Annotated in this window: 20 protein-coding genes and 1 other RNA gene; 9 read left to right on the top strand and 12 right to left on the bottom strand. The window is 64.4% G+C overall.

Annotated features, from left to right (window positions below; genetic code table 11):
- Positions 1–141: 141 nt before the first annotated feature.
- The 3 genes from GRI59_RS12400 to GRI59_RS12390 all read left to right on the top strand — a co-directional run bounded on the left by GRI59_RS12400 (position 142) and on the right by GRI59_RS12390 (position 4,362).
- The gene (locus GRI59_RS12400; RefSeq protein WP_160761450.1) at positions 142–2,865 is read left to right on the top strand and encodes a TonB-dependent receptor; all 2,724 of its coding nucleotides are present in this window, start codon (positions 142–144) and stop codon (positions 2,863–2,865) included.
- A 192-nt stretch (positions 2,866–3,057) separates the two neighbouring features.
- Positions 3,058–3,387 carry a DUF805 domain-containing protein gene (locus GRI59_RS12395; protein WP_419866803.1) on the top strand — a complete coding sequence of 110 codons (330 nt, stop codon included), beginning with the start codon at positions 3,058–3,060 and terminating at the stop codon, positions 3,385–3,387.
- A gap of 105 nt (positions 3,388–3,492) precedes the next feature.
- Positions 3,493–4,362: a hypothetical protein gene (locus GRI59_RS12390; RefSeq protein ID WP_160761449.1), complete on the top strand. Its 870-nt coding sequence runs from the start codon at positions 3,493–3,495 to the stop codon at positions 4,360–4,362.
- An 11-nt stretch (positions 4,363–4,373) separates the two neighbouring features.
- Here GRI59_RS12390 and GRI59_RS12385 read toward each other — a convergent pair whose 3' ends face one another.
- Together GRI59_RS12385 and GRI59_RS12380 are read right to left on the bottom strand one after the other, a co-directional pair.
- The gene (locus tag GRI59_RS12385) at positions 4,374–6,899 is read right to left on the bottom strand and encodes an ABC transporter permease (RefSeq protein WP_160761448.1); all 2,526 of its coding nucleotides are present in this window, start codon (positions 6,897–6,899) and stop codon (positions 4,374–4,376) included.
- A complete protein-coding gene (locus GRI59_RS12380) occupies positions 6,896–7,594 on the bottom strand; it encodes an ATP-binding cassette domain-containing protein (RefSeq protein ID WP_160761447.1) in 699 nt (232 codons plus the stop codon). The genes GRI59_RS12385 and GRI59_RS12380 overlap by 4 nt, the downstream gene beginning before the upstream one ends.
- Positions 7,595–7,653: 59 nt before the next feature.
- Here GRI59_RS12380 and GRI59_RS12375 point away from each other — a divergent pair, with 59 nt between their 5' ends.
- A complete protein-coding gene (locus GRI59_RS12375) occupies positions 7,654–8,370 on the top strand; it encodes an arylesterase (RefSeq protein WP_160761446.1) in 717 nt (238 codons plus the stop codon).
- Positions 8,371–8,593: 223 nt separating this feature from the next.
- Here GRI59_RS12375 and recF read toward each other — a convergent pair whose 3' ends face one another.
- Positions 8,594–9,691 (bottom strand): DNA replication/repair protein RecF, encoded by a 1,098-nt coding sequence (gene recF, locus GRI59_RS12370; RefSeq protein WP_160761445.1) that lies wholly within the window; start codon positions 9,689–9,691, stop codon positions 8,594–8,596.
- Between the two features lie 240 nt (positions 9,692–9,931).
- Between recF and GRI59_RS15650 the strand changes: the two genes are divergently transcribed.
- The 3 genes from GRI59_RS15650 to GRI59_RS12365 are packed head-to-tail and all read left to right on the top strand — an operon-like array spanning position 9,932 to position 10,448.
- Entirely contained in the window at positions 9,932–10,045 is a 114-nt protein-coding gene (locus GRI59_RS15650) for an enoyl-CoA hydratase (protein WP_202390957.1), read from the top strand.
- A 40-nt stretch (positions 10,046–10,085) separates the two neighbouring features.
- Positions 10,086–10,199 carry an enoyl-CoA hydratase gene (locus tag GRI59_RS15645; RefSeq protein ID WP_202390956.1) on the top strand — a complete coding sequence of 38 codons (114 nt, stop codon included), beginning with the start codon at positions 10,086–10,088 and terminating at the stop codon, positions 10,197–10,199.
- A 33-nt stretch (positions 10,200–10,232) separates the two neighbouring features.
- Entirely contained in the window at positions 10,233–10,448 is a 216-nt protein-coding gene (locus tag GRI59_RS12365; RefSeq protein WP_160761444.1) for a PspC domain-containing protein, read from the top strand.
- 147 nt (positions 10,449–10,595) lie between these two features.
- On the opposite strand, the gene GRI59_RS12360 is transcribed toward GRI59_RS12365, so the two are convergent.
- The 5 genes from GRI59_RS12360 to GRI59_RS12340 form a co-directional block, all read right to left on the bottom strand.
- A complete protein-coding gene (locus GRI59_RS12360) occupies positions 10,596–11,378 on the bottom strand; it encodes an SDR family oxidoreductase (RefSeq protein ID WP_160761443.1) in 783 nt (260 codons plus the stop codon).
- 3 nt (positions 11,379–11,381) lie between these two features.
- A complete protein-coding gene (locus tag GRI59_RS12355; protein WP_160761442.1) occupies positions 11,382–11,918 on the bottom strand; it encodes an NUDIX hydrolase in 537 nt (178 codons plus the stop codon).
- 152 nt (positions 11,919–12,070) lie between these two features.
- Positions 12,071–12,745 (bottom strand): TPM domain-containing protein, encoded by a 675-nt coding sequence (locus GRI59_RS12350; protein ID WP_160761441.1) that lies wholly within the window; start codon positions 12,743–12,745, stop codon positions 12,071–12,073.
- A gap of 3 nt (positions 12,746–12,748) precedes the next feature.
- Positions 12,749–13,588, bottom strand: coding sequence for a TPM domain-containing protein (locus GRI59_RS12345; protein ID WP_419866802.1), 840 nt, complete (start codon positions 13,586–13,588; stop codon positions 12,749–12,751).
- Positions 13,589–13,593: 5 nt separating this feature from the next.
- Positions 13,594–14,196, bottom strand: coding sequence for a LemA family protein (locus GRI59_RS12340; RefSeq protein ID WP_160761440.1), 603 nt, complete (start codon positions 14,194–14,196; stop codon positions 13,594–13,596).
- 168 nt (positions 14,197–14,364) lie between these two features.
- Here GRI59_RS12340 and mscL point away from each other — a divergent pair, with 168 nt between their 5' ends.
- The gene (mscL, locus tag GRI59_RS12335; protein ID WP_160761439.1) at positions 14,365–14,787 is read left to right on the top strand and encodes a large conductance mechanosensitive channel protein MscL; all 423 of its coding nucleotides are present in this window, start codon (positions 14,365–14,367) and stop codon (positions 14,785–14,787) included.
- 136 nt (positions 14,788–14,923) lie between these two features.
- Positions 14,924–15,278: a transfer-messenger RNA gene (gene ssrA / locus GRI59_RS12330) on the top strand.
- Between the two features lie 133 nt (positions 15,279–15,411).
- On the opposite strand, the gene GRI59_RS12325 is transcribed toward ssrA, so the two are convergent.
- From GRI59_RS12325 to GRI59_RS12310, 4 genes are all read right to left on the bottom strand, one after another.
- The gene (locus GRI59_RS12325) at positions 15,412–15,663 is read right to left on the bottom strand and encodes a hypothetical protein (protein ID WP_160761438.1); all 252 of its coding nucleotides are present in this window, start codon (positions 15,661–15,663) and stop codon (positions 15,412–15,414) included.
- A gap of 92 nt (positions 15,664–15,755) precedes the next feature.
- Positions 15,756–17,006 carry an N-succinylarginine dihydrolase gene (locus GRI59_RS12320; protein WP_160761437.1) on the bottom strand — a complete coding sequence of 417 codons (1,251 nt, stop codon included), beginning with the start codon at positions 17,004–17,006 and terminating at the stop codon, positions 15,756–15,758.
- Positions 17,003–18,019, bottom strand: coding sequence for an arginine N-succinyltransferase (locus GRI59_RS12315; RefSeq protein WP_160761436.1), 1,017 nt, complete (start codon positions 18,017–18,019; stop codon positions 17,003–17,005). Before GRI59_RS12315 ends, GRI59_RS12320 begins: the two co-directional genes overlap by 4 nt.
- Complete coding sequence (locus GRI59_RS12310) at positions 18,016–19,212, bottom strand: hydrolase (protein WP_237440785.1); 1,197 nt, start codon at positions 19,210–19,212, stop codon at positions 18,016–18,018. The genes GRI59_RS12315 and GRI59_RS12310 overlap by 4 nt, the downstream gene beginning before the upstream one ends.
- Positions 19,213–19,253: the final 41 nt, after the last annotated feature.

Here is a 19,253-nt window from a genome sequence, read left to right as displayed (position 1 = left end):
GGAAAAGCGCGGGTGGGCCGCTTGTCGCTGACGCAACACTGGCTTATCATTGCCGTCACACGATCACGGGAGAGAGCGCACGAATAACGTGCGTGCCTTCAGAGGCGCCGGGGTCGCGGGATATTTTGGAGAGGAGCTTCCATGCGTTCGACCATCACCGGCATTGCCGGCGCATATCGATTCACCCTGCTTGCAGGCGCTGCCACCTTTGCCCTGGCCATGCCGGGAACGGCATTCGCTCAGGAGCAGGACCCTGAAGTCGAGGCGCCCGAGAGCAGTAACGTCATCATCGTTACCGCGTCCAAGCGCGAACAGACCCTGCAGGAAACCCCGATCTCGGTGTCGGTGACCAGCGGCGAAACGCTCGAGAATGCGCAAATTCGCGACGTGCTCGATCTGCAAACCGTCACGCCTTCGCTGCGCGTCAGCCAGTTGCAGAGCGCTTCGGCCACCACCTTCATCATCCGCGGCTTCGGCAACGGCGATAACAACTTCGGGATCGAGCCTTCGGTCGGCGTCTTCATCGACGGCGTGTTCCGTTCGCGTTCGGCCGCCGCGCTGTCCGACCTTAACATGGTCAGCCGCATCGAAGTGCTGAACGGTCCGCAATCGACGCTGTTCGGCAAGAACGCGTCGGCCGGCGTGATCTCGGTCGTCACCAAGGAGCCCGAGTACGAATTCGGCGGCGTCGTCGAAGCCAGCTATGGCAACTACAACGCAATGGTTGTGCGCGGCGAAGTGACCGGCCCGATCACCGATAACATCGCCTTCTCGCTCGACGGTAGCTACAACAAGCGTGACGGCTATGCCCGGATCGTCAACCTCGATGAGGAGCTTTCGGATCGCAACCGCTGGTCGGCCCGCGGCCAGCTGCTGATCGAGCCGAGCACGGATTTCAAGATCCGCATCATCGGTGACTACGGCCGGATTGACGAAGTGTGCTGTCAGGTCTCGACCCTCGTGGCCGGCCCCAGCGCCCCTGCGGTGTTCGCTGTGGGCGGCGCGCTCGATACCAACTTCTTCAGCTACAACACCTTCCTCAGCCAGGTTCCGCGCAACACCGTCGATAACTACGGCGGCTCGATCCAGGCTGACTGGAACGTCGGCAACCTGACCGTGACCTCGATCACCGCCTATCGCGAATTGAAGAACTTCCTCGATCAGGATGTCGACTTCACCAGCGCCGACGTGGTCACCGAAACGCGCGATCAGAAGGTTGACACCTTCACGCAGGAATTGCGGATCGCATCGGACTTCGATGGCCCGATCAACTTCCTCCTCGGCGGGTTCTACTTCCTCGATCAGGATGTCGACTTCACCAGCGCCGACGTGGTCACCGAAACGCGCGATCAGAAGGTTGACACCTTCACGCAGGAATTGCGGATCGCATCGGACTTCGATGGCCCGATCAACTTCCTCCTCGGCGGGTTCTACTTCGACGAATCGATCTCGCAGGACAGCCGTCTGACCACGGGCGCCGATACCCGCGCGTTCTTCAGCCTGCTGGCTGGCAACCCGCTGGTGTTCAACGGTGTGGAACAGGGCCTTGGCCTCCCGCAGAACTCGATCTTCTCGCCCGGTCCGCTGACCGCCGAGCAGTTTGCGATGGACAACAAGTCGTGGTCGGTGTTCGGCACCGTCGATTTCGAGCCGGCTGACGGCCTCGTCTTCACCGCCGGCTTCAACTACACCGACGACAAGAAGGACTTCGCGCTCGCCCAGCAATCGTTCGACGAGTTGGCGAACATCAATCTGGTCGATGCCTTCATCACCGGTGCGACCCGCGCGAACCCGAACCTGCCCGACGTCTTCACTCGCGCGCAGTTCCAGGCTCTGCCCGGTGCGGTCCAGCAGCAGCTGCTCGCTGCGGCCACCAACCCGGCGACCAACCCGCTGCTCGGCCTGACGCCGTTCCAGTTCCAGCCGCCGTTCCTTAACCTGCCCAACGCGGTCGAGCCCGGCCGCACGCAGGATGACCAGTTCACTTACCTGCTGCGCGCTGCCTATGAGGTCTCGAACGAGGTCAACCTCTACGCCAGCTACGCCACCGGCTTTAAGGCGAGCTCGATCAACCTGTCGCGTGATAGCCGTCCGGCGTTTGGGGACTACATCCCCGGTCCGGGCCGCTCGAGCTTTGCCGCTCCGGCCTCGCCGATCACCAATGGCGGGCTGGGCGTTGCCAACCTCGGCACCGGTTCGCGCTTTGCCGGGCCGGAAAAGGCGCAAGTCTACGAAATCGGCATGAAGGCGCAGTGGGACGGCTTCGGCTTCAACCTCGCGCTGTTCGACCAGACCATCAAGGGTTTCCAGAGCTTCCTGTTCACCGGCACCGGCTTCCAGCTGAACAATGCGGGTGAACAATCGGTTCGGGGCTTTGAAGTCGATGCCACGATCAACCCGACCGACGGTCTGGTGTTCACCTTCGCGGCGACCCACCTTGATCCGAAGTTCAACAGCTTCGATGAAAGCCCGGTCGGCAATCTGACGGGCGCGCGTCCGGGCGGTATTCCGGCGTGGAGCATCGCCACCTCGGCGACCTACACGCTCGAGTTCGGCGACAGCGGCAATTCGCTGGTCACCCGTCTCGACTACGCCCACGAAAGCAACGTCGCGATCAACAACGGCCTGCCGACCTTCAACGCTGCTCTGCGCAACACCCGGATTTTCCAGCGTGAAACGAACCTCGTGAACGCGTCGATGACCTTCAAGCTCGAAAACGGGCTGGAAATCGGCGCATGGGCGCGCAACCTGCTCGACGATCAGTACATCATCACGGTGTTCGACGGCGTGGCGCAGGCCGGTACGGTTTCGGGCTACCCGAGCCAGCCGCGCACCTACGGCGGCCTTGTGCGCTTCCGCTTCTAAGCGAAACGCCATCGGCGTGAATATGGGCCTCGCACCATTGGTGCGGGGCCCTTTTCGTTTGCATGCCGAAGTCAAATGTGATGCTTTGCAAGGGCTTCACAAGCAACAGGGGGATCACAGATGGAATGGATGCTTATGCCGCTCAAGCGGTATGCCGATTTTTCGGGCCGCTAACGGCGTAAGGAATACTGGATGTTCGTGCTGTTCCAGCTCCTCGTGTTGTTTCCTCTGATGGCGGTCGGCTTTGTCCTGGGTGACCTTTCGGATGGCGGCGAGGGTGGCAGTATCCTCTTCCTGCTGCTGGTCGGGGCTTTCGGACTCGTCTTCTTCATCCCCAGCCTTGCCGTGCAGGTGCGGCGCTTCCACGATCAGGACAAGTCGGGCTGGTTTATCCTGCTGGGCCTGATCCCCTATCTGGGCGGGCTTATCCTGTTCATTTTCATGTGCCTTGAAGGCACGCGCGGGCACAACCGGTTCGGGGCCGATCCGAAGGACCCGTATGGCGAGAATGTGTTCGAGTGATCCACGGCGTGATGGAGCGGGGTCGATTTTGGCCCTTGCTCCAAGCGCTTGAGCGTTGCAGTTTATCCCTGCGGCGCAAGCAAGCCCGCTAGGGGGCTTTGCATCATGGACATCGGCCGCGTTTTTTCGATCAGCTTTGCCATGTTCCGGCAGCGCTTCTGGCTGCTGCTGGGGATGTGGCTGGTGTTTCTGGTCATCCAGTTCGCCGCCGCCATCGCGCTGTTTGTGGGCGTGATGGTGATGGGGCTCGCCGGGGCGGCGGGGTTTGCGGCGGGCTTGGATGATCCGGCTGCGTTAACCGGCCTCGGGATCGGGATGATCGCGGTGATCGTGGTGTTTTACGCCGCCTATATCGTGATCCTGCTCGCCCAGCAGGCGGCGATGGTGACGATCGCTTCGCCACTGGAAGAGCCGTCGTTCGGCGGGGCAATGGTGCGTGGCTTCCGAAGCGCGCTGCCCTTCTTCGCGCTCGCGGTGCTGATGCTGCTGGGATACTTCGGCCTCGCGCTGGGAGTACTGGCGCTGGTGGGAGGGTCAGCCGCCGCAGGTGGCTCGGGCGGCGGAGTGCTAGCGGCGCTCCTGCCGGTGCTGTTCCTTCCCGTGATCATCTATCTGGCGTGCCGGTTTGCCGTGCTGATCCCGGTGGTTGCGGTGGATCAGGTGTTCAACCCGATCACCGCGCTGCGGCGCAGCTGGTCGGTGACGCGCGGCAAGGTGCTTGCGATCCTGCTCGCGCTGATCGCCTTTGTCGTGGTGTCGCTGGTGGCTTTGGGCCTTCCCGTGGCGCTGCTGTTTGCCGCTACCGACGCGGCCGAGGGCGGCTCCGGCGCGGGGACTGTGCTGGCGATCATCGGCGGGCTGCTGATCATTCCGCTGATGATCGCCTACACCCTGTTCGCCTCGGCCTTCACCGCCTCGCTCCATTCCGAAGTAACGGGCGGCGGATCGGACCGGCTGGAAGAGGTGTTCGCCTAAAGCTCCCTCGCTTACAATTCCCTTAGCGCCCGCGCCGGTTTCGCCCGCAATAGCGGTAGTGATCCCGCAAGCGCGAAGCCGAGCACCAGCGCCACGCCGAGGCCGAGCACGCCGAGCACTTCGCCCCAATCGGGCAGCCAGTCAAACTCGAATAGCTGGGTGATGACCACCCACGCCAATCCGCCGCCGAGCGCCAACGCCACGAGCGCCAGCACGCCGGCAAGCAGGCCATATTCGGCCAGCTGCAACAACAGGATCTGCCGCCGGCTCGCGCCCAGCACGCGCAGCATCACCGTGTCATAGGTTCGCGCCGCCCGCGCTGCGGCAATCGCACCCATCAGCACGGCGAGACCTGCCAGCACCGTGACAGCTGCCGCCGCCAGCGTCGCGAGGCTGACCTGTTCGAGCAGCTTGCGCGCCTCGACCAGAATGCCGCCCACCTCGATTACCGAGCTTGACGGCATCTCCTTCACCAGCGCCCGCAGCAGCTTGCCACGAGCCGCGGTCTCCGCGCCTTCGGGCAAGTCGATGGTCGCCGACAGATTATGCGGCGCATCCGAAATCGCGTTGCGGCTGAACACCAGCGCGAAGTTGAAGCCCATGCTCTCCCAGTCGATCTCGCGGATATTGGCGACCCGTGCGGTGCGCTCCACGCCGAGGATGCCGATGGTGAGGTAATCGCCGACCTTGAGGTCCACGGCCTTCGCGAAATCGGCATCGACCGAGACCAGCGGCTCACCCTTGTGGAACGGGCTCCACCATTGGCCTTCGATCACGCGGTTGCCCTCGGGCAGGGTGTCGGCATAGGTCAACCCGCGCTCACCCCGCAGCGCCCAGGCGCCCTCGGGGATCTCTTTGAGGTCGGCCACGCGGATCATTGTCGCCTTAGGCCCATAGGCCAGCACCGCGCCGCGCATCGTCGGCACGGTGCGGATCGCGGCCTTGGGGAAGTCCTGCTGGATCAGTTCGAAGAAGCGCGGCTCCTTGGCGGGCGGCACGTCGAGCACGAAGTAATCCGGCGCGGCTTGCGGAACGCGCTGCTGGATATTGCCGTCGATCGCGCTCTGCACGGCGGCGAGCAGCACGAAAGCCGCAAGGCCAAAGCCCAATGCCGTCACCAGCGCCCCCGTCGGCGCGCCGGGGCGGTGAATGTTGGCGAGCGCGCTCCTGAGCAGCGGATTGGCCGGGCGCGGCAGGTGGCGCGCCAGGGTCTGGATGCCCCAGCCCAGCCCCGCCAACAGCACCAGAGCGCCGCCAGCGCCGAGCAGGAATCCGCCCGACAGCATCGGCTGATCGGTGGTGAGCAGCGCCAGCGCGCAGATCGCGGCAAGTCCCAGCGCGGTCGCCAAAAGCGCGCGCTTGTCCCGCGACAGCGGCACGATGCCCGACCGCATCAGCGCCATCGCCGGGAAGGTACGCGCGCGCAGCAGGGGTGCCGCCGCAAAGGCGAAGGCCACCAGCAGCCCGTAACTCGCCGCCAGCGCCAGTGCGCCCGGCGCGATGATGAAGCCGCTCTCGACCGGCAGCAGCCCTTGCAAGGCGCCCGCCAGAAGCGGCGTGACCAGCACGCCCGCCGCGAGTCCCGCGATACTCCCCGCCAGTGCCGCCACGCCGATCTGCATCGCATAGATGCGCACGATATCGCCCGAGGTCGCCCCCAGCACCTTCAGCGTCGCGATGCTGGTGCGGCGCTGATCGAGATAGGATGACACGCCGCCCGCAATCCCGATGCCTGCGATCACCAGCGCAGCAAGGCCCACCAGCGTCAGGAAATCACTCATCTGCCGTACGAACCGATCCGCGCCGGGCGAGGCGCGGTCACGGGTGCGAATATCGAACCCGGCGGTGGGAAAGCGCTTGGTCAGCGCCTCTTCGACCACATCCGGACCCTGCGCGGCATTGGCAAAGGCGATCCGGTGCTTGCTCTGGTAGAGCGAACCGGGCTGCAGCAGTCCGGCCTTGGCGGGCACATCCTGCGCCACAATGATCGTCGGACCGAGCTGGAAGCCTTCGGACAGGCGATCGGGCTCGTCTTGAATGATACCCGCGACCCGCAAGTTCACGGTGCCGACCTTGAAACTGTCACCCACCGCGATCCCGAGCCGTTCCAACGCGGTCTGCGCAATCCACGCATCCGTGCCACTGGGCGCGCCGACGGTGCGGCCATCGGTCAGAAGCAATGTGCCGAACATCGGCCACTTGGCGTCGACTGCCTTCAGCTCAATCGGAGCCGCCGCGTCGGGCGTGCTGGCCATCGCCTGCATCCGGTAGCCGCTGGAGATGGTGCCATATTGCGCCAGCGCCGTGCGTTCATCGGGCCTCAGGTCGCGCTGCCATACCTCGACTTCCAAGTCGCCGCCGAGCAATTCTTGCCCGCTGGACTCCAGCTCGCGCTCGATCGCATTGGTCAGCGTGCCGATTGCCGCCAGCGCAGCAGTGCCGAGAAAGATGCACACCAGCAGCAGCCGCAGCCCCTTGAAGCGCGCATTGAGATCGCGGCGTGCGATGCGCCACGCCGTGCCAATGGGCAGGCTCATGCCTTGCTGCCTGCCGTATCCGAGACGATCATGCCGTCCGCCATGGTCAGCACCCGCTCGCAGCGCGCAGCAAGGCTGGCATCGTGGGTGATGATGAGCAGCGTCGCTCCGGTCTCGGCGCGGCGGGCGAACAGGAGGTTGATGATCTCCTCGCCCGTCGCGGCGTCGAGGTTGCCGGTCGGTTCATCGGCGAAGATCAGATCGGGGCGGGGCGCGGTAGCGCGGGCGATGGCCACGCGCTGTTGCTCGCCGCCCGAAAGCTGGGTGGGGTAATGCCCGGTGCGGTGGCCGAGGCCGACCGCTTCCAGCTCCGCCAGCGCGCGCGGGCTGGCGTCCGGCATGGCGGCCAGCTCCATCGGAGTGGCGACGTTCTCGGCCGCGGTCATGGTCGGCAGCAGGTGGAAGGCTTGCAGCACAATTCCGATCCGGCCCCGGCGCGCCGCGGCAAGGCCATCCTCGGTCAGATTGGTGAAATCCGCACCCGCCACAGTCAGTGCGCCGCCGCTTGCGCGCTCGAGGCCGGACAGCACGGCCATCAGCGAGCTTTTGCCCGAACCTGATGGCCCCAACAGCGCCACGACCTGACCCTGTTCAATGTCGAGGTCTATACCCCGCAGGATCGTGACCGGCGCAGCATTGCTGCCGAGGGTGAGGGTAAGATTGCGGGCGCTGATTGCGAGAGAGGGACTTGTCACACGGTTCCGATGGCATAGGTGGGGGATAGCAACAAGCTACAGCTAAGGATGGTGTGCGGATGCACAAGCGCGGTTGGTCGAATATAAGCGTCGTTGGTGCCTTGGCGCTTGCGCTCGCTGGCTGCGGGGACGCGGCCGAGGACGCCGCGCCTGCGGCCGAGATCGCCGAAGACGGCCAGCCCGCGCTCCCGGCGATCCCGGTGATGGGGCCGGAGCGGAAGATCATCGCCTTCGGTGACAGCCTGTTTGCCGGCTACAACCTCGACCCGCGCGATTCCTATCCCGAGAAGCTGGAGAACGCGCTGCGGGCCAAGGGAATGGACGCCGATGTGATCAATGCGGGGGTCTCAGGCGATACCTCGGCAGCGGGGTTGCAGCGGCTGGAGTTTACGCTGGCTGCGCAGGAGACGCCGCCCGCGCTGTTAATTCTGGAGCTGGGCGGGAATGACCTACTGCGCGGGCTCTCGCCGGAAGAGACCAAGGCAAACCTTGGCAAGATGCTGACGATCCTGCGCGAGCAGAAGGTGCCGGTGCTGATCATGGGGATGCGGGCACCGCCGAATTACGGGCCGGAGTTTCAGGCGCAGTTCGATGCGATCTACCGCGATCTCGCCAAGGAATATGGCGCGGCGCTGATCCCGTTCTGGCTTGAGGACATTTATCGCGAGCCTGCGCTGTTCCAGGCCGACAAGATTCACCCGACCGCCGATGGAATCGAGCGGCTGGTGGCCTCGACGCTCGACGAGGTGGAAGGCGCGTTGCCTCGCGGGGAGTAGTGTAGCGCGCGGAGCAAAGCAGCCCTTTGCGCGTCGCCATTTTCCTACTCGCCACAGCCGCGTTATCGCAGGGGCGTTCTTTCCCATTGTCGAATGCGCCCATCCGAAATGGGAGGCTGCCCCCCCCGCACCGCGCAAAGTGTCAACTTCGATTTCTCGGCGCAAATAACTAATATTAAAGAGATTTTTATGAAATCTGGTGCTTGACAGGGTGTCAACTTTGTCAGCTTTGGACGATGCGCTCCACACCCCCGCCAGACACCCTCCAGATCGCAGCTTCCTTGCGGATCGCATCGAAGGGGGCGAGTTCGGTGCCGGTCATCCAGACCTGCGCCTTGCCTTCCCGCAGCCTCCGGAACAGTTCGGTCCGGCGCACCGGATCGAGATGCGCGGCGACCTCGTCCAGCAGCAGCACGCTGGGGCGGCCAGCGGCGGCGAGGATGCCGTGGGCCAGCGTAATGGCGATCAGCATGGCCTTCTGCTCGCCGGTCGAACAGGCGGCGGCAGGCTGACTGGTTGAGGCCATTTTGACCTGCAATTCATCGCGCTGCGGCCCTGTGAGCGCGCGCCCGGCCGCCCGATCACGCGGGCGCGCGCGGGCGAGTTCGGCGCGCAAAGCGGTTTCGTCCAGCGGGCCGCCGGGGAGGTAAGTGAGGGCGGGCCGGGCGAAAGGTTCAGGGGGCAGGGCGGAAAGTTCATCCGCCAACCGCAAGACAAGGTCGGCCCGAGTGCGCGCGACCGCCGCGCCGTGATCCGCCGCCTGCGCCTCGATCGCATCCATCCAGCGCGGATCACCGCCCGCTTCCAGCAACTTGCCGCGTTCCCGCAGTGCCGTTTCGAGCGCATTGACCCGCCGCGCATGATCGGGCGCGATGGCCAGTGCCATGCGGTCCATGAACCGCCGCCGCGCGCCTGCGCTGTCGGTGAAGAGGCCGTCCATTGCAGGAGTGAGCCAGCTCATCGCCAGCCATTCGGCGAGGCTCGCCGCGCTGGCGGGCGCGCTGTTGACCCGCACCATCCGCCGCCCGGGTTGGCCGTCTTCCGTATAGGTGCCGATCCGCGCCGACACTGTGCCGGCCTCGGTCAGGCTCGCTCCGATGGCAAAGGGGAGGGGAGGATCGCCCGGAACCGCCCGCCGCGCCAGATCACCAAGGTTCGCACGCCGCAGCCCGCGCCCCGGCCCGAGCAGCGATAGCGCCTCCAGCAGGTTCGTTTTCCCCGCGCCGTTCTCACCCACGAGCAGATTGAAATGCGCCGTCTCGCCAAGCGTCGTCGCGGCGTGATTGCGGAAGTTTTCGAGGGTGATCCGGCTGAGGCCCATGGCGCACTCGCGGTTAGCACAGGGGCCAGATTTGGCCAGAGCAGCCGTCTTGAAATCGGCAATCCCAACCCTTGGTGGATTTTCCCAATCTTTCGCTTGGCTGAACGAACTGTTTGCGGGGCGTAAGCATCGAAACCCCAGAATTCCGCCATTTTTCGAGTTTGGCACGCCCCATGCAGTGTTGTTTGCATCCCCGGGATGGTCCCGGAAAGCACTGAAAACACCAAAAGGAGACTTCACATGTTCGCCACCGAAACCTCGAACCGCCTGTTCGCCGCCGCTTTCTCGATCGTCATGTCGGCCGCGTTCTTCGCCTACGCCATCGTTCCGGCCAGCCCGACCCTGATCGCCTGACCTTCGCCTCACAACCTCTCGACCCAAAGGACCCAAGACCATGTTCGGCTCTGAAAATCTCGCCCGCCTCGCTTCCGCTGCCTTCGCTGTCGTTCTGACCGTTGCCAGCTTCGCCTATGCTATCGTTCCTGCTAGCCCCGGCATGATCGCCTGAGCCGGCAACATTTTCTCACGGAGACTGACTGACATGAACAACATCACGGGCAATTCCGGCGGCAAGCCGCCCCGCGCGAACTTCCGCCTCGACAAGTCCAACGCCAAGGTCTTCGGCGTCTGCGCCGGGATTGCTGACTACTTCGGGATTGACACCATGCTGGTGCGGATCGGCTTCGTTGCCGGCGCGCTGCTCGGCTTCGGCAGCTTCATCCTGATCTACCTGGCGATCGCGCTGATCGCGGATTGAGTGCAGCGACGAAAAGCGGATCCCGGTTTTCGGGCCGCTGCACCTGATTGGAATAACCGGGAAGGGGCCTTTTGGGCCCCTTCTTCTTTGCATGGTCAGGAAAAGTGGGAACCGGTTTTCCGGTTCGACCATGCAAACAACAAACAGCTACATCGCGCTGATGCCGCCATCCAGTTTGAGCTCGGCCCCCGTCATGAAGCGGCTTTCGTCACTCGCCAGATAGAGCACTGCGTTGGCGATATCATTGGGCTCGCCCACGAACTTCAGCGGGATCTGCCGCGCCAGCTTTTCCAGCAGCACATCCTTGTCGAGTGATGCCGCCTTCGCGGTGCCATCGAGGATTGGCGTGTCGACAAAGGTCGGGTGGACCGAATTGCAGCGGATATTCATGCCCTTCTTGGCGCAGTGGAGCGCAATCGACTTCGACAGCATCCACACCGCCGCTTTCGAAGCGTTGTATGCAGGCATGGTGTCGCTCGCGATGAGCCCTGCGATCGAGGAGATGTTGATGATCGACCCAGGTGCGTGCTCGCGCATCAGCGGCAGGGCCTTCTGGCAGCCGTGGAAGATCGAGTTCACGTTGATGTCGAAGCAGCGCTGCCAATCGCCGAAATCGCAGGCCTCGATATTGCCCGGCACCCCGATCCCGGCGTTGTTGACCAGCACGTTGAGCCCGCCGAGATGTTCGCGCGCGGCATCGACTGCGGCTTCCCATTGAGCGGGGTCGGTTACGTCGTGCGCGATCCCGAAGGCAGTGCCTTCGCCCATCTCGGCATTGATGATCGCGGCGGTTTCCTGCGCGCCTGCGCCGTTGATGTCGGTCGCCAGGACCCGCGCGCCTTCCTGCGCCAAGCGGATGCAATGCGCGCGGCCTAGGCCCTGCGCGCCGCCCGTGACGAGGGCCATCTTGCCCGCAACTCTGCCTACCATAACTCAATCCTCTCCCAAGTATCCCGGTGTCAGTAACATCGCGATGCGCACGTCGACCGCGTGCCCTGCGCGCCGCCACTCGGCCACGAATCGCGAAAGCTCGCGCAGCGCAACCCGGTGGACGGTGATATTCTCGCCCTCGGTACCGCCCCCTTCGCCAACGCGTTCAAGGCCGGTCGCTTTCAGCAGCGTGAAGCATTCCGAGACCATGCCGGGCGAGGAGTAGAACTCACCCAGCACCTCAAGGTTGGCGGCGCGGTAGCCGGTTTCTTCTTCCAACTCGCGCGCGGCAGCGGTGAGGGCGCTTTCGTCCTTGCCGCCCGCATCATCGCCGACGAGGCCTGCGGGGACTTCGAGGCTGAAGCGCGAGAGCGGTACGCGGTACTGACTGACAAGGATCACGTGGCGGGTGCCATCGGCGTCCTCGTCCAGCGCGATGATCGCAGCGGCGCGGATGCCGCGCGCGCGCCCGACATATTCCCAGCGGCCCCGCTTCTTGGTGGTGATGAAGCGCCCTTCCCACATCACCTCTTCAGGCATATCGGCGTCGCGGTCTTTTTCCAAAATGCAAAACCCCGTTCATCCTGAGCCTGTCGAAGGATCGTTCTTCTTCAGCGCTGGATCGGAAAGAAAGAGCGGCCCTTCGACAGGCTCAGGGCGAGCGGGTCAAGGGCGAATTGCGGCAGGTTGGGTCAAACCTCGATCAGCCGGTCCGGCAGCTCGTTTTCGTCGTCATGGCCGCGCGGGAAATGTTCGGCCAGGACATGGCCGACATCGCTGATGCCGACGGCCAACCCCTCGGCCACGCGGCCTTTGCGGATGTGGACGAGCATATCGCCCATCGCTTCGCCCCACACTTCGGCGGGCACCTTGGCCGCGATGGTTTCATCCGCGACGATTTCCGCGCGGTGTTCGCGCATCGAAAGGTATATCATCACCCCCGTGCGCCCGGTGGTGCGACGTTCCGCCCCGACCTTGAACTGGCGCACGGCCTGATTGTGGACCCGGATCGTCTTGAGCGGGCCGGGGATCAGGACAAACTTCAGCGGCTCCCATTGCTGCACCAGCATCACCGCGACGAATTTGATGAGGCCGAGCGCGATCACCATGCTGGCGAGTTCGCCGGTGGTCCATTCATGGCCCCAGCCGCCAAAGGCCGCATCCCACGCATTCAGGAAGGGCAAGGGGAAGGCCGCGAACACGCTCATCGCCGTGAACGCCGCGCCTGCCGCCCACAGCAGCGCGACATCGGTGTAGCCGTCCGAACGATCGGCCAGCACAGTTACGATTTCGCCCGAGGTCGCGCTTTCGGCGGCCGTGACTGCTTCGCTGACCAGCTGGCGTCCGGCATCATCGAGATATGCCATAGCTTACCATCCTCCCGAGGCGCCGCCGCCCCCGAACGAGCCGCCGCCACCTGAAAAACCGCCGCCGCCACCAAATCCGCCACCGCCGCCACGACCGCCGCCACCCGAGATCATGCCGCGCGCAATCGCACTGCCGACTTCCCACAGGATAACGTCGCGCGCTGTGTCTCCGAGACCGCGACTGCCCCACGGGCCGTCACCCTTGGAGCGGTACTTACGCCGCCGCCCGCGCCCGGCGAGGATCGGGAGGACGAAGAAGAAGAACATGAAAGCGAGCCAGATCAGCACGCCGATCGGAAAGCCGCCATCGCTTTCACGCGCGGTGCTGGCATCTGAGGCGACCTTGGCGGCCTCCTCTGGTGGCAATTGCAGCTGAGCGATGATCGCATCGGTGCCCGCTTCGATCCCGCCGGGAAAATCGCCGTCGCGAAAGGCGGGCAATATCTGGTTCTGGATGATCAGCGAGGACAACGCGTCGGTGAGATAGCCTTCGAGGCCATAACCGACCTCGATCCGCACCTTGCGATCATTCGGCGCGACGATCAGCAGCGCGCCATCATTACGCTCCTTGTCGCCAAGGCCCCAGGCGCGGCCCAACTGGTAGCCGTAGTCGGAGATGTCGTAGCCTTGCAGATCAGGGATCGTGGTTACAACCAACTGCCGCTGCGATTGCGTTTCCAGCGCCTCAAGCTTGGCGGTCAGCCGCGCTTCGACTTCGGGGCTGAGAATGTCGGCATTGTCGACCACGCGGCCCGAGAGTTCGGGAAGCTTCGGCTGCGCCGCAATCGGAGACGCGAACAGCGTCCCCGCCAGCGCGAGCAGAATGAGAAGCAGCCGGATCACGCCGCTCAGTTACTCGTCATATCGAGCTGCGGTGCGGCTTCAGCGCCCGCCGTCACGGCCTTGTAAGGCACCATCGGTTCGGCGCCGTGGATGATGTTCGCGCCGATCGAATCCGGGAAGGTGCGGATCGTGGTGTTATACTTGCGCACCGCCTCGTTATAGTCGCGGATGGCGACAGCGATGCGGTTCTCGGTGCCTTCAAGCTGGCTTTGCAGCGCAAGGTAGTTCTGGTTCGACTGGATGGTCGGGTAGGCCTCGACGCTGGCAAGCAGGCGGCCGATCCCGGCGCCGAGCTGGCTTTGCGCGGCGGCGAACTGTTCCATCTTGGCGGGATCATTGAGATCATCGCCGGTGATATTGACGCTGGTCGCCTTGGCGCGGGCTTCGGTCACCTGCGTCAGGATCGTGCGCTCGTTCTCGCCCGCACCCTTGGTCACTTCGGCAAGGTTGGGGATGAGGTTGGCGCGGCGCTGGAACTGCGCTTCGACATCGGCCCACTTGGCCTTCGCCTCTTCCTCGGCGGTCGGCACTGAGTTGATCCCGCAAGCGGCAAGGCTCAGCGCCGCCACGGCTGCAAAAGCGCCGCGCAGCATGGTGGAAATTTGCATAGGTCGATCCCTCCTCAACGCACGGGCGGACCCGGCAGCGTGTTCCTGTATTGTGGATATAGCACACCACTTGGCTGGTTCAAGCGGTGGACGGGCAGCGCGCGCGGCTTGGCAGGCGCAGATGTGAGTGCCAGAACATGGTAAAGGCCAAGCATAAAGGGGATCACCATGCTGTCGGAATTCAAGGCATTCATCGCCAAGGGCAATGTCATCGACCTCGCCGTCGGGGTCATCATTGGCGCGGCGTTCGGGGCCATCGTCAAGTCGCTGACCGACGAAATCATCATGCCGATCGTAGGCGCGATTTTTGGTAACATCGACTTTTCCGACCGTTACCTTGTCCTGTCGGGCGAGGTTGCACCGGGCACGCCGCTCGCAGCGGCGCGCGAGGCCGGGGCAAATGTGCTGGGGCTGGGCGCGTTTGTATCGGTGATCATCAACTTCCTGATCCTCGCCTTCATTATTTTCCTGATGGTGCGTTACGTGAGCAAAGTGACGGCGCAATTCGCGAAGAAGGAAGAGGAAGCCGCACCCGCCGGCCCGACTGAGATCGAGCTGCTGGCCGAGATTCGGGACGCGCTAAGGAAGTAAAAACGGGGGCGGTCGGTCAGTCTCCGGTCGGCCTGGAGGGCCGCAAGGGCGACCGCCCGCCCGCAGCGACGCGGCCTTCAGGCCGTGTGAGCGAGGATACGCGCGCCCGGAGGGGCGCGCACAAACAAAAGCTCATCCACTTCACATTCAGGATTGCCGCGCTATATCGGCCGTGCCGGTTTCGACCGGATATGGCGATAAATGGCTGCGTACAATAGATGCAACGGACCCGGGGGCAGTACCCGGCGGCTCCACCAGAAGCGGCGGTCAGAAATGACTGACCACAACTCCTGATGGGGCCGAACCAGGATCGACGTGTGTTGAAAAGCGTAGTTTTTGCCCGGGCTGAGTAACCCGCATAAGGCTCAAAAACCATAAGTGCCAACGATAACGAAGCACTCGCAATCGCTGCGTAATTGATGGGCTAACGCCCTTCTTTTACTAGGCTAAAAAGCGCGGTTGGACCGAACCGGGCAACAGAATCGGATACCGGGCGTCCGGGGGTACGTAGCAACAGAAACCCCCACCTTTATCCTTTAGACCCAATCTGCCGCCGCTCTCGCTTAGCGGCCATTCGCTTGTGATCAGGCGGAGGAAAGGGCACAGCCAGCCTGAAGGCGCACCTCAATCCGGGCGCGCGATCTCGCCGCGCAGCGCGGCCACTTCCTTTTCCAGCTTGATGCAGTCGAGGATCTTCGCGCCGGCGAGGAACACCGCGCCGGTGGTTGCCAGAAACAGCAGTTTGCCGCCAAAGCCGGGATATTCATGGAGATAGACCATGCCCCGCGCGCTCGAGCCCAGCGCAAGCGCGTAGATGATCAGAAACGCCTCAAAGCGATTCTTGATCACAAACAGCCTTCCGAGCTTGCGCAGCATGGCGTCTCCCGATTGTTCTGCGACCGGGCTGCGCCTGAGTCGCTTTAACGTTGGGATAACCTTACGCTCGGAGCGCCTTCCCACCAAATGCGTTAACCAAGCTGTGCCAGATCGAGCGCATCCAGCAAGGCCAGCCGTGCGGCAATCACGCTGGCCGCCAGATTGTCTGACCCAAGATCGGACGGGTCGATCTGTTCGGGCCAGGTGCGGGCGATGACGCTTTCGATCAAGTCGGCCTTGGCTTCATCGAGCAGGAAGCGCGGATCGACCGTTGCCGGATCGCACACCACGCGCAGGCGCAGGCACGCCGGACCGCCACCGTTCGCCATTGATTGTCGCACATCGACGGGGATGACGTGGCGGATCGGGCCGTTTCCGGTGAGCATGGTTTCGACCCATCCCCACACGCTCGGGCTCTCGCGGCATTCCTCGGGCACGATCAGCGCCATGCTGCCGTCAGGCAGGGTAAGCAGCTGAGCGTTGAACAGATAGGTGCGGATCGCCTCCTGCAAGGTGACGGCGCTGGTAGGCACCTCGACCACTTCGAGCGCCGGGAACGCGGCGCGGATCGCGTCATATGCGCCTTGCTGGTCGGCGAAGGCCTCGTCATGGGTGAACAGCACGCGGCTATTGGCAACCGCGACGACATCATTGTGGAAAGCGCCCGCTGCAATGGCATCTGGGTTCTGCTCGATAAACACGGTGCGCGCCGGATCGAGGCCGTGGCGGCGGGCGACGATGCGGCTGGCCTGTTCGTGCTGGCGCGCGGGGAAGCGACCGCCGGTCTTGCCATAGACGAACACCTCGACGCCGGGGGCATCGTGACTTTCACACAGCCGCATATGGTTGGCCGCGCCCTCATCGCCGAAGGTCGGCGGCACCGCGTCGTGAATCGCGAAGTGACGGGTGTCGCCGAAAGCGACCGCAAGCTGACGCTTGGTATCGGGCCATTCCTGCGCGCGGTGCAGCATGGTGACGAGGTTGGCGGGCGTCAGATGGCAGCGCCCGTCGGCGGTGTCCGGTGCGGGGCTGACAGTCGCGGCGTTGGCGGTCCACATCGACGAAGCAGACCAAGCGGCGGCGCGCAGCTGCGGCGGAGTGGTGTCGTCCAATGCCAGCGCGTCGAGCAGGCCGTGATTGGGGCGGGGCAGCGGCAACAGGAAGCCCTGCACGCCAAGCCTCGCCAGATTGCCGCGCATCTTCGCCACACCCTGAAGCGCAGCCGCGCGCGGGAAGGACGGATCACCCGCATTGTTCGCGCTGGCGATATTGCCGAGGCTGAGGCCCGCATAATTGTGCGAGGGTCCGACGATCCCGTCGAAATTGATTTCGGTCAGGCTCATCGTGCCACGCTCCACACCATGTCGCCTTCGCACACATCGAGCAGATCGGCGCTGGCGGAATCGATGGCGATGCCGCCGTCCTCGTCCAAGACTCTCGCACCGAAGCACGCCCGGAAAGTGCCGAGCCGCCCGGTCGCCAGAATCGCGCGCTCACCTTCGGCCACAGACATTGCGGTGACTGTGCGCAAGGAGCTGTTCTTGACGCTGGTGACGCTGTCGGTGCGCGCGACCATCGTCGGCCCGCCGTCGAAGATGTCGACATAGCCCTCGGCGCGGAAGCCTTCGTCCTCCAGCATCCGCATCGCCGCGCGGCCGGTGGGGTGGGGGACGCCGATGACGCTGCGCGCGTCATCGTTCAGCATGGCGATATAGACCGGATGCTTGGGCATCAGGTCGGCGATGAACTGGTTGCCGTTGATGGCGTTGAAATAGTCCGCGTCCTGAAAGCTCATCCCGAAGAACCGCCCCGCGACCCCGTCCCAGAAGGGCGAACCGCCGCGCTCGTCGATGATGCCGCGCAGCTCTGCCAGAATGCGGTCGGCAAAGCGTTGGCGGTGCATGGCCACGAACAGATAGCGCGAGCGGGCGAGCAGCAGGCCGAGGCCGCCTGCACGTTCGTTCGGGTGGAGGAACAGCCCGCCGACCTCGCTCGACCCTTCCAGATCGGTGACCAGGCTGAGCAGTTCGGCCCGCACCGTGCGGTCGAGCTCCTGCGAATACTGGGTGAGCGTGTTGAGGCGGTAGGAATAGAACGGCCAGCGCTGGCCGACCTGGCTCATCAACTGGCATGTCCCGCGCACTGCGCCTGTGCGGGCGTCTTCGAGCACCAGCACGAACAGCTCGTCCGCCAGCGCCTCGGTATCCTTGGCAAAGGATGCCTCAGCGCGTTCGAGCTTGTTCTTCAGCGCCGCGCGATCCGGCGGGAGGTTGGTGAAGCCGCCGCCCGTCAGCTTGGCCATTTCGTATAGCGCTTCGAGATCGGCAGAGCGCGCGGCGCGCAAACGGAAGGTCAAGACAGGGCTCCTTGAGCAAGTCGGGTGATCACGCGGGCAGACAGGGCCGCGCGGGACACGAGGCTGGGGACGATGAGATATTCGTCCGGGCTGTGGATGGCACCGCCGCGCACGCCCATGGTGTCGACCACCGGGACGCCGCAGGCAGCGATGTTGTTGCCGTCACACACGCCGCCAGAGGCCTGCCAGCGGATGTCTTCGCCCAGTTCCGCCCCGCAGGCGCGCACCAGATCGAACAGCTTCTGCGCAGCCGCATCCACCTTCTTGGGTGGGCGAGTGACGCCGCCGTGGCGTTGGGTGGCGACGCCGTGCGCGGCCTGAATGTCGATCAGCAAATGACTGAGCGCATGATCAAACGCAGCGCCTGCCTCGACCGTCTTGGGACGAACGTTGAAGCGCAGCACGGCATGATCGGGCACGACGTTGTTCGCCGCCCCGCCTTCGAGCTTGGCCGGATTGACGGTGATCTCCGGCGTTTCAAGCGCCTTCAGCCGCAGGATCAGATCGGCCGCCGCGACAACCGCGTTGCGCCCTTCATGCGGGTTGCGCCCGGCGTGAGCGGACTTGCCGGTGAAGGTGATCGAATAGTTCCCCGTCCCCCCGCGCTCATGCGCCAGCGTGCCATCGGGCAGGGCGGCGGGCTCATAGGTCAGCGCCGCCAGCTTGCCCGCCGCCAGTTCGGCGATCAGGGCGCTGCTCGCCAGCGAACCGGTTTCCTCGTCGGAATTGATCAGCACGTCATAGCCGAGGCCCGAAGCGCTGGCGGTCTCCTCGAACGCCATCAGCGCGTGGAGCATCACGGCGATCCCGCCCTTCATGTCAGCCACACCCGGCCCGTTCAACGTCTCCGCGTCGAGCCAGCGCAGACGCTGAAAGGCATGATCGGCCGGAAACACCGTGTCCATATGCCCGGTCAGCAGGATGCGGCGATTGGCCTGGGGCCGCACCCGCACCACCAGATGCTGACCGTGGGGCTTCTGGACGGCAGAACCATCCGCAGCGATGGCGGTCACAGGCGCGGGGTCGACCAGCTCTACTGTGCCGGGGAGCACCGCAAAGGCCTGAGCCAGCGCGGCTGCCTGCTGGGCGAGCCCGGAGAGATTCGCGGTGCCGGTATTGATCGCGCTCCACGCTTCGACCTGCGCCAGCATGGCAGCGCCGTCGATCGCGGTCAGGTTCCCATCCTCTCTCATGCCCCCCCTCTAGCCGTGCGCGGGCGCGGGGCCAACCCGTT

The organism is Erythrobacter ramosus (genome assembly GCF_009828055.1).
GTDB classification, from domain to species: domain Bacteria; phylum Pseudomonadota; class Alphaproteobacteria; order Sphingomonadales; family Sphingomonadaceae; genus Erythrobacter; species Erythrobacter ramosus.
This window is presented reverse-complemented; position numbering and strand designations above follow the sequence as displayed.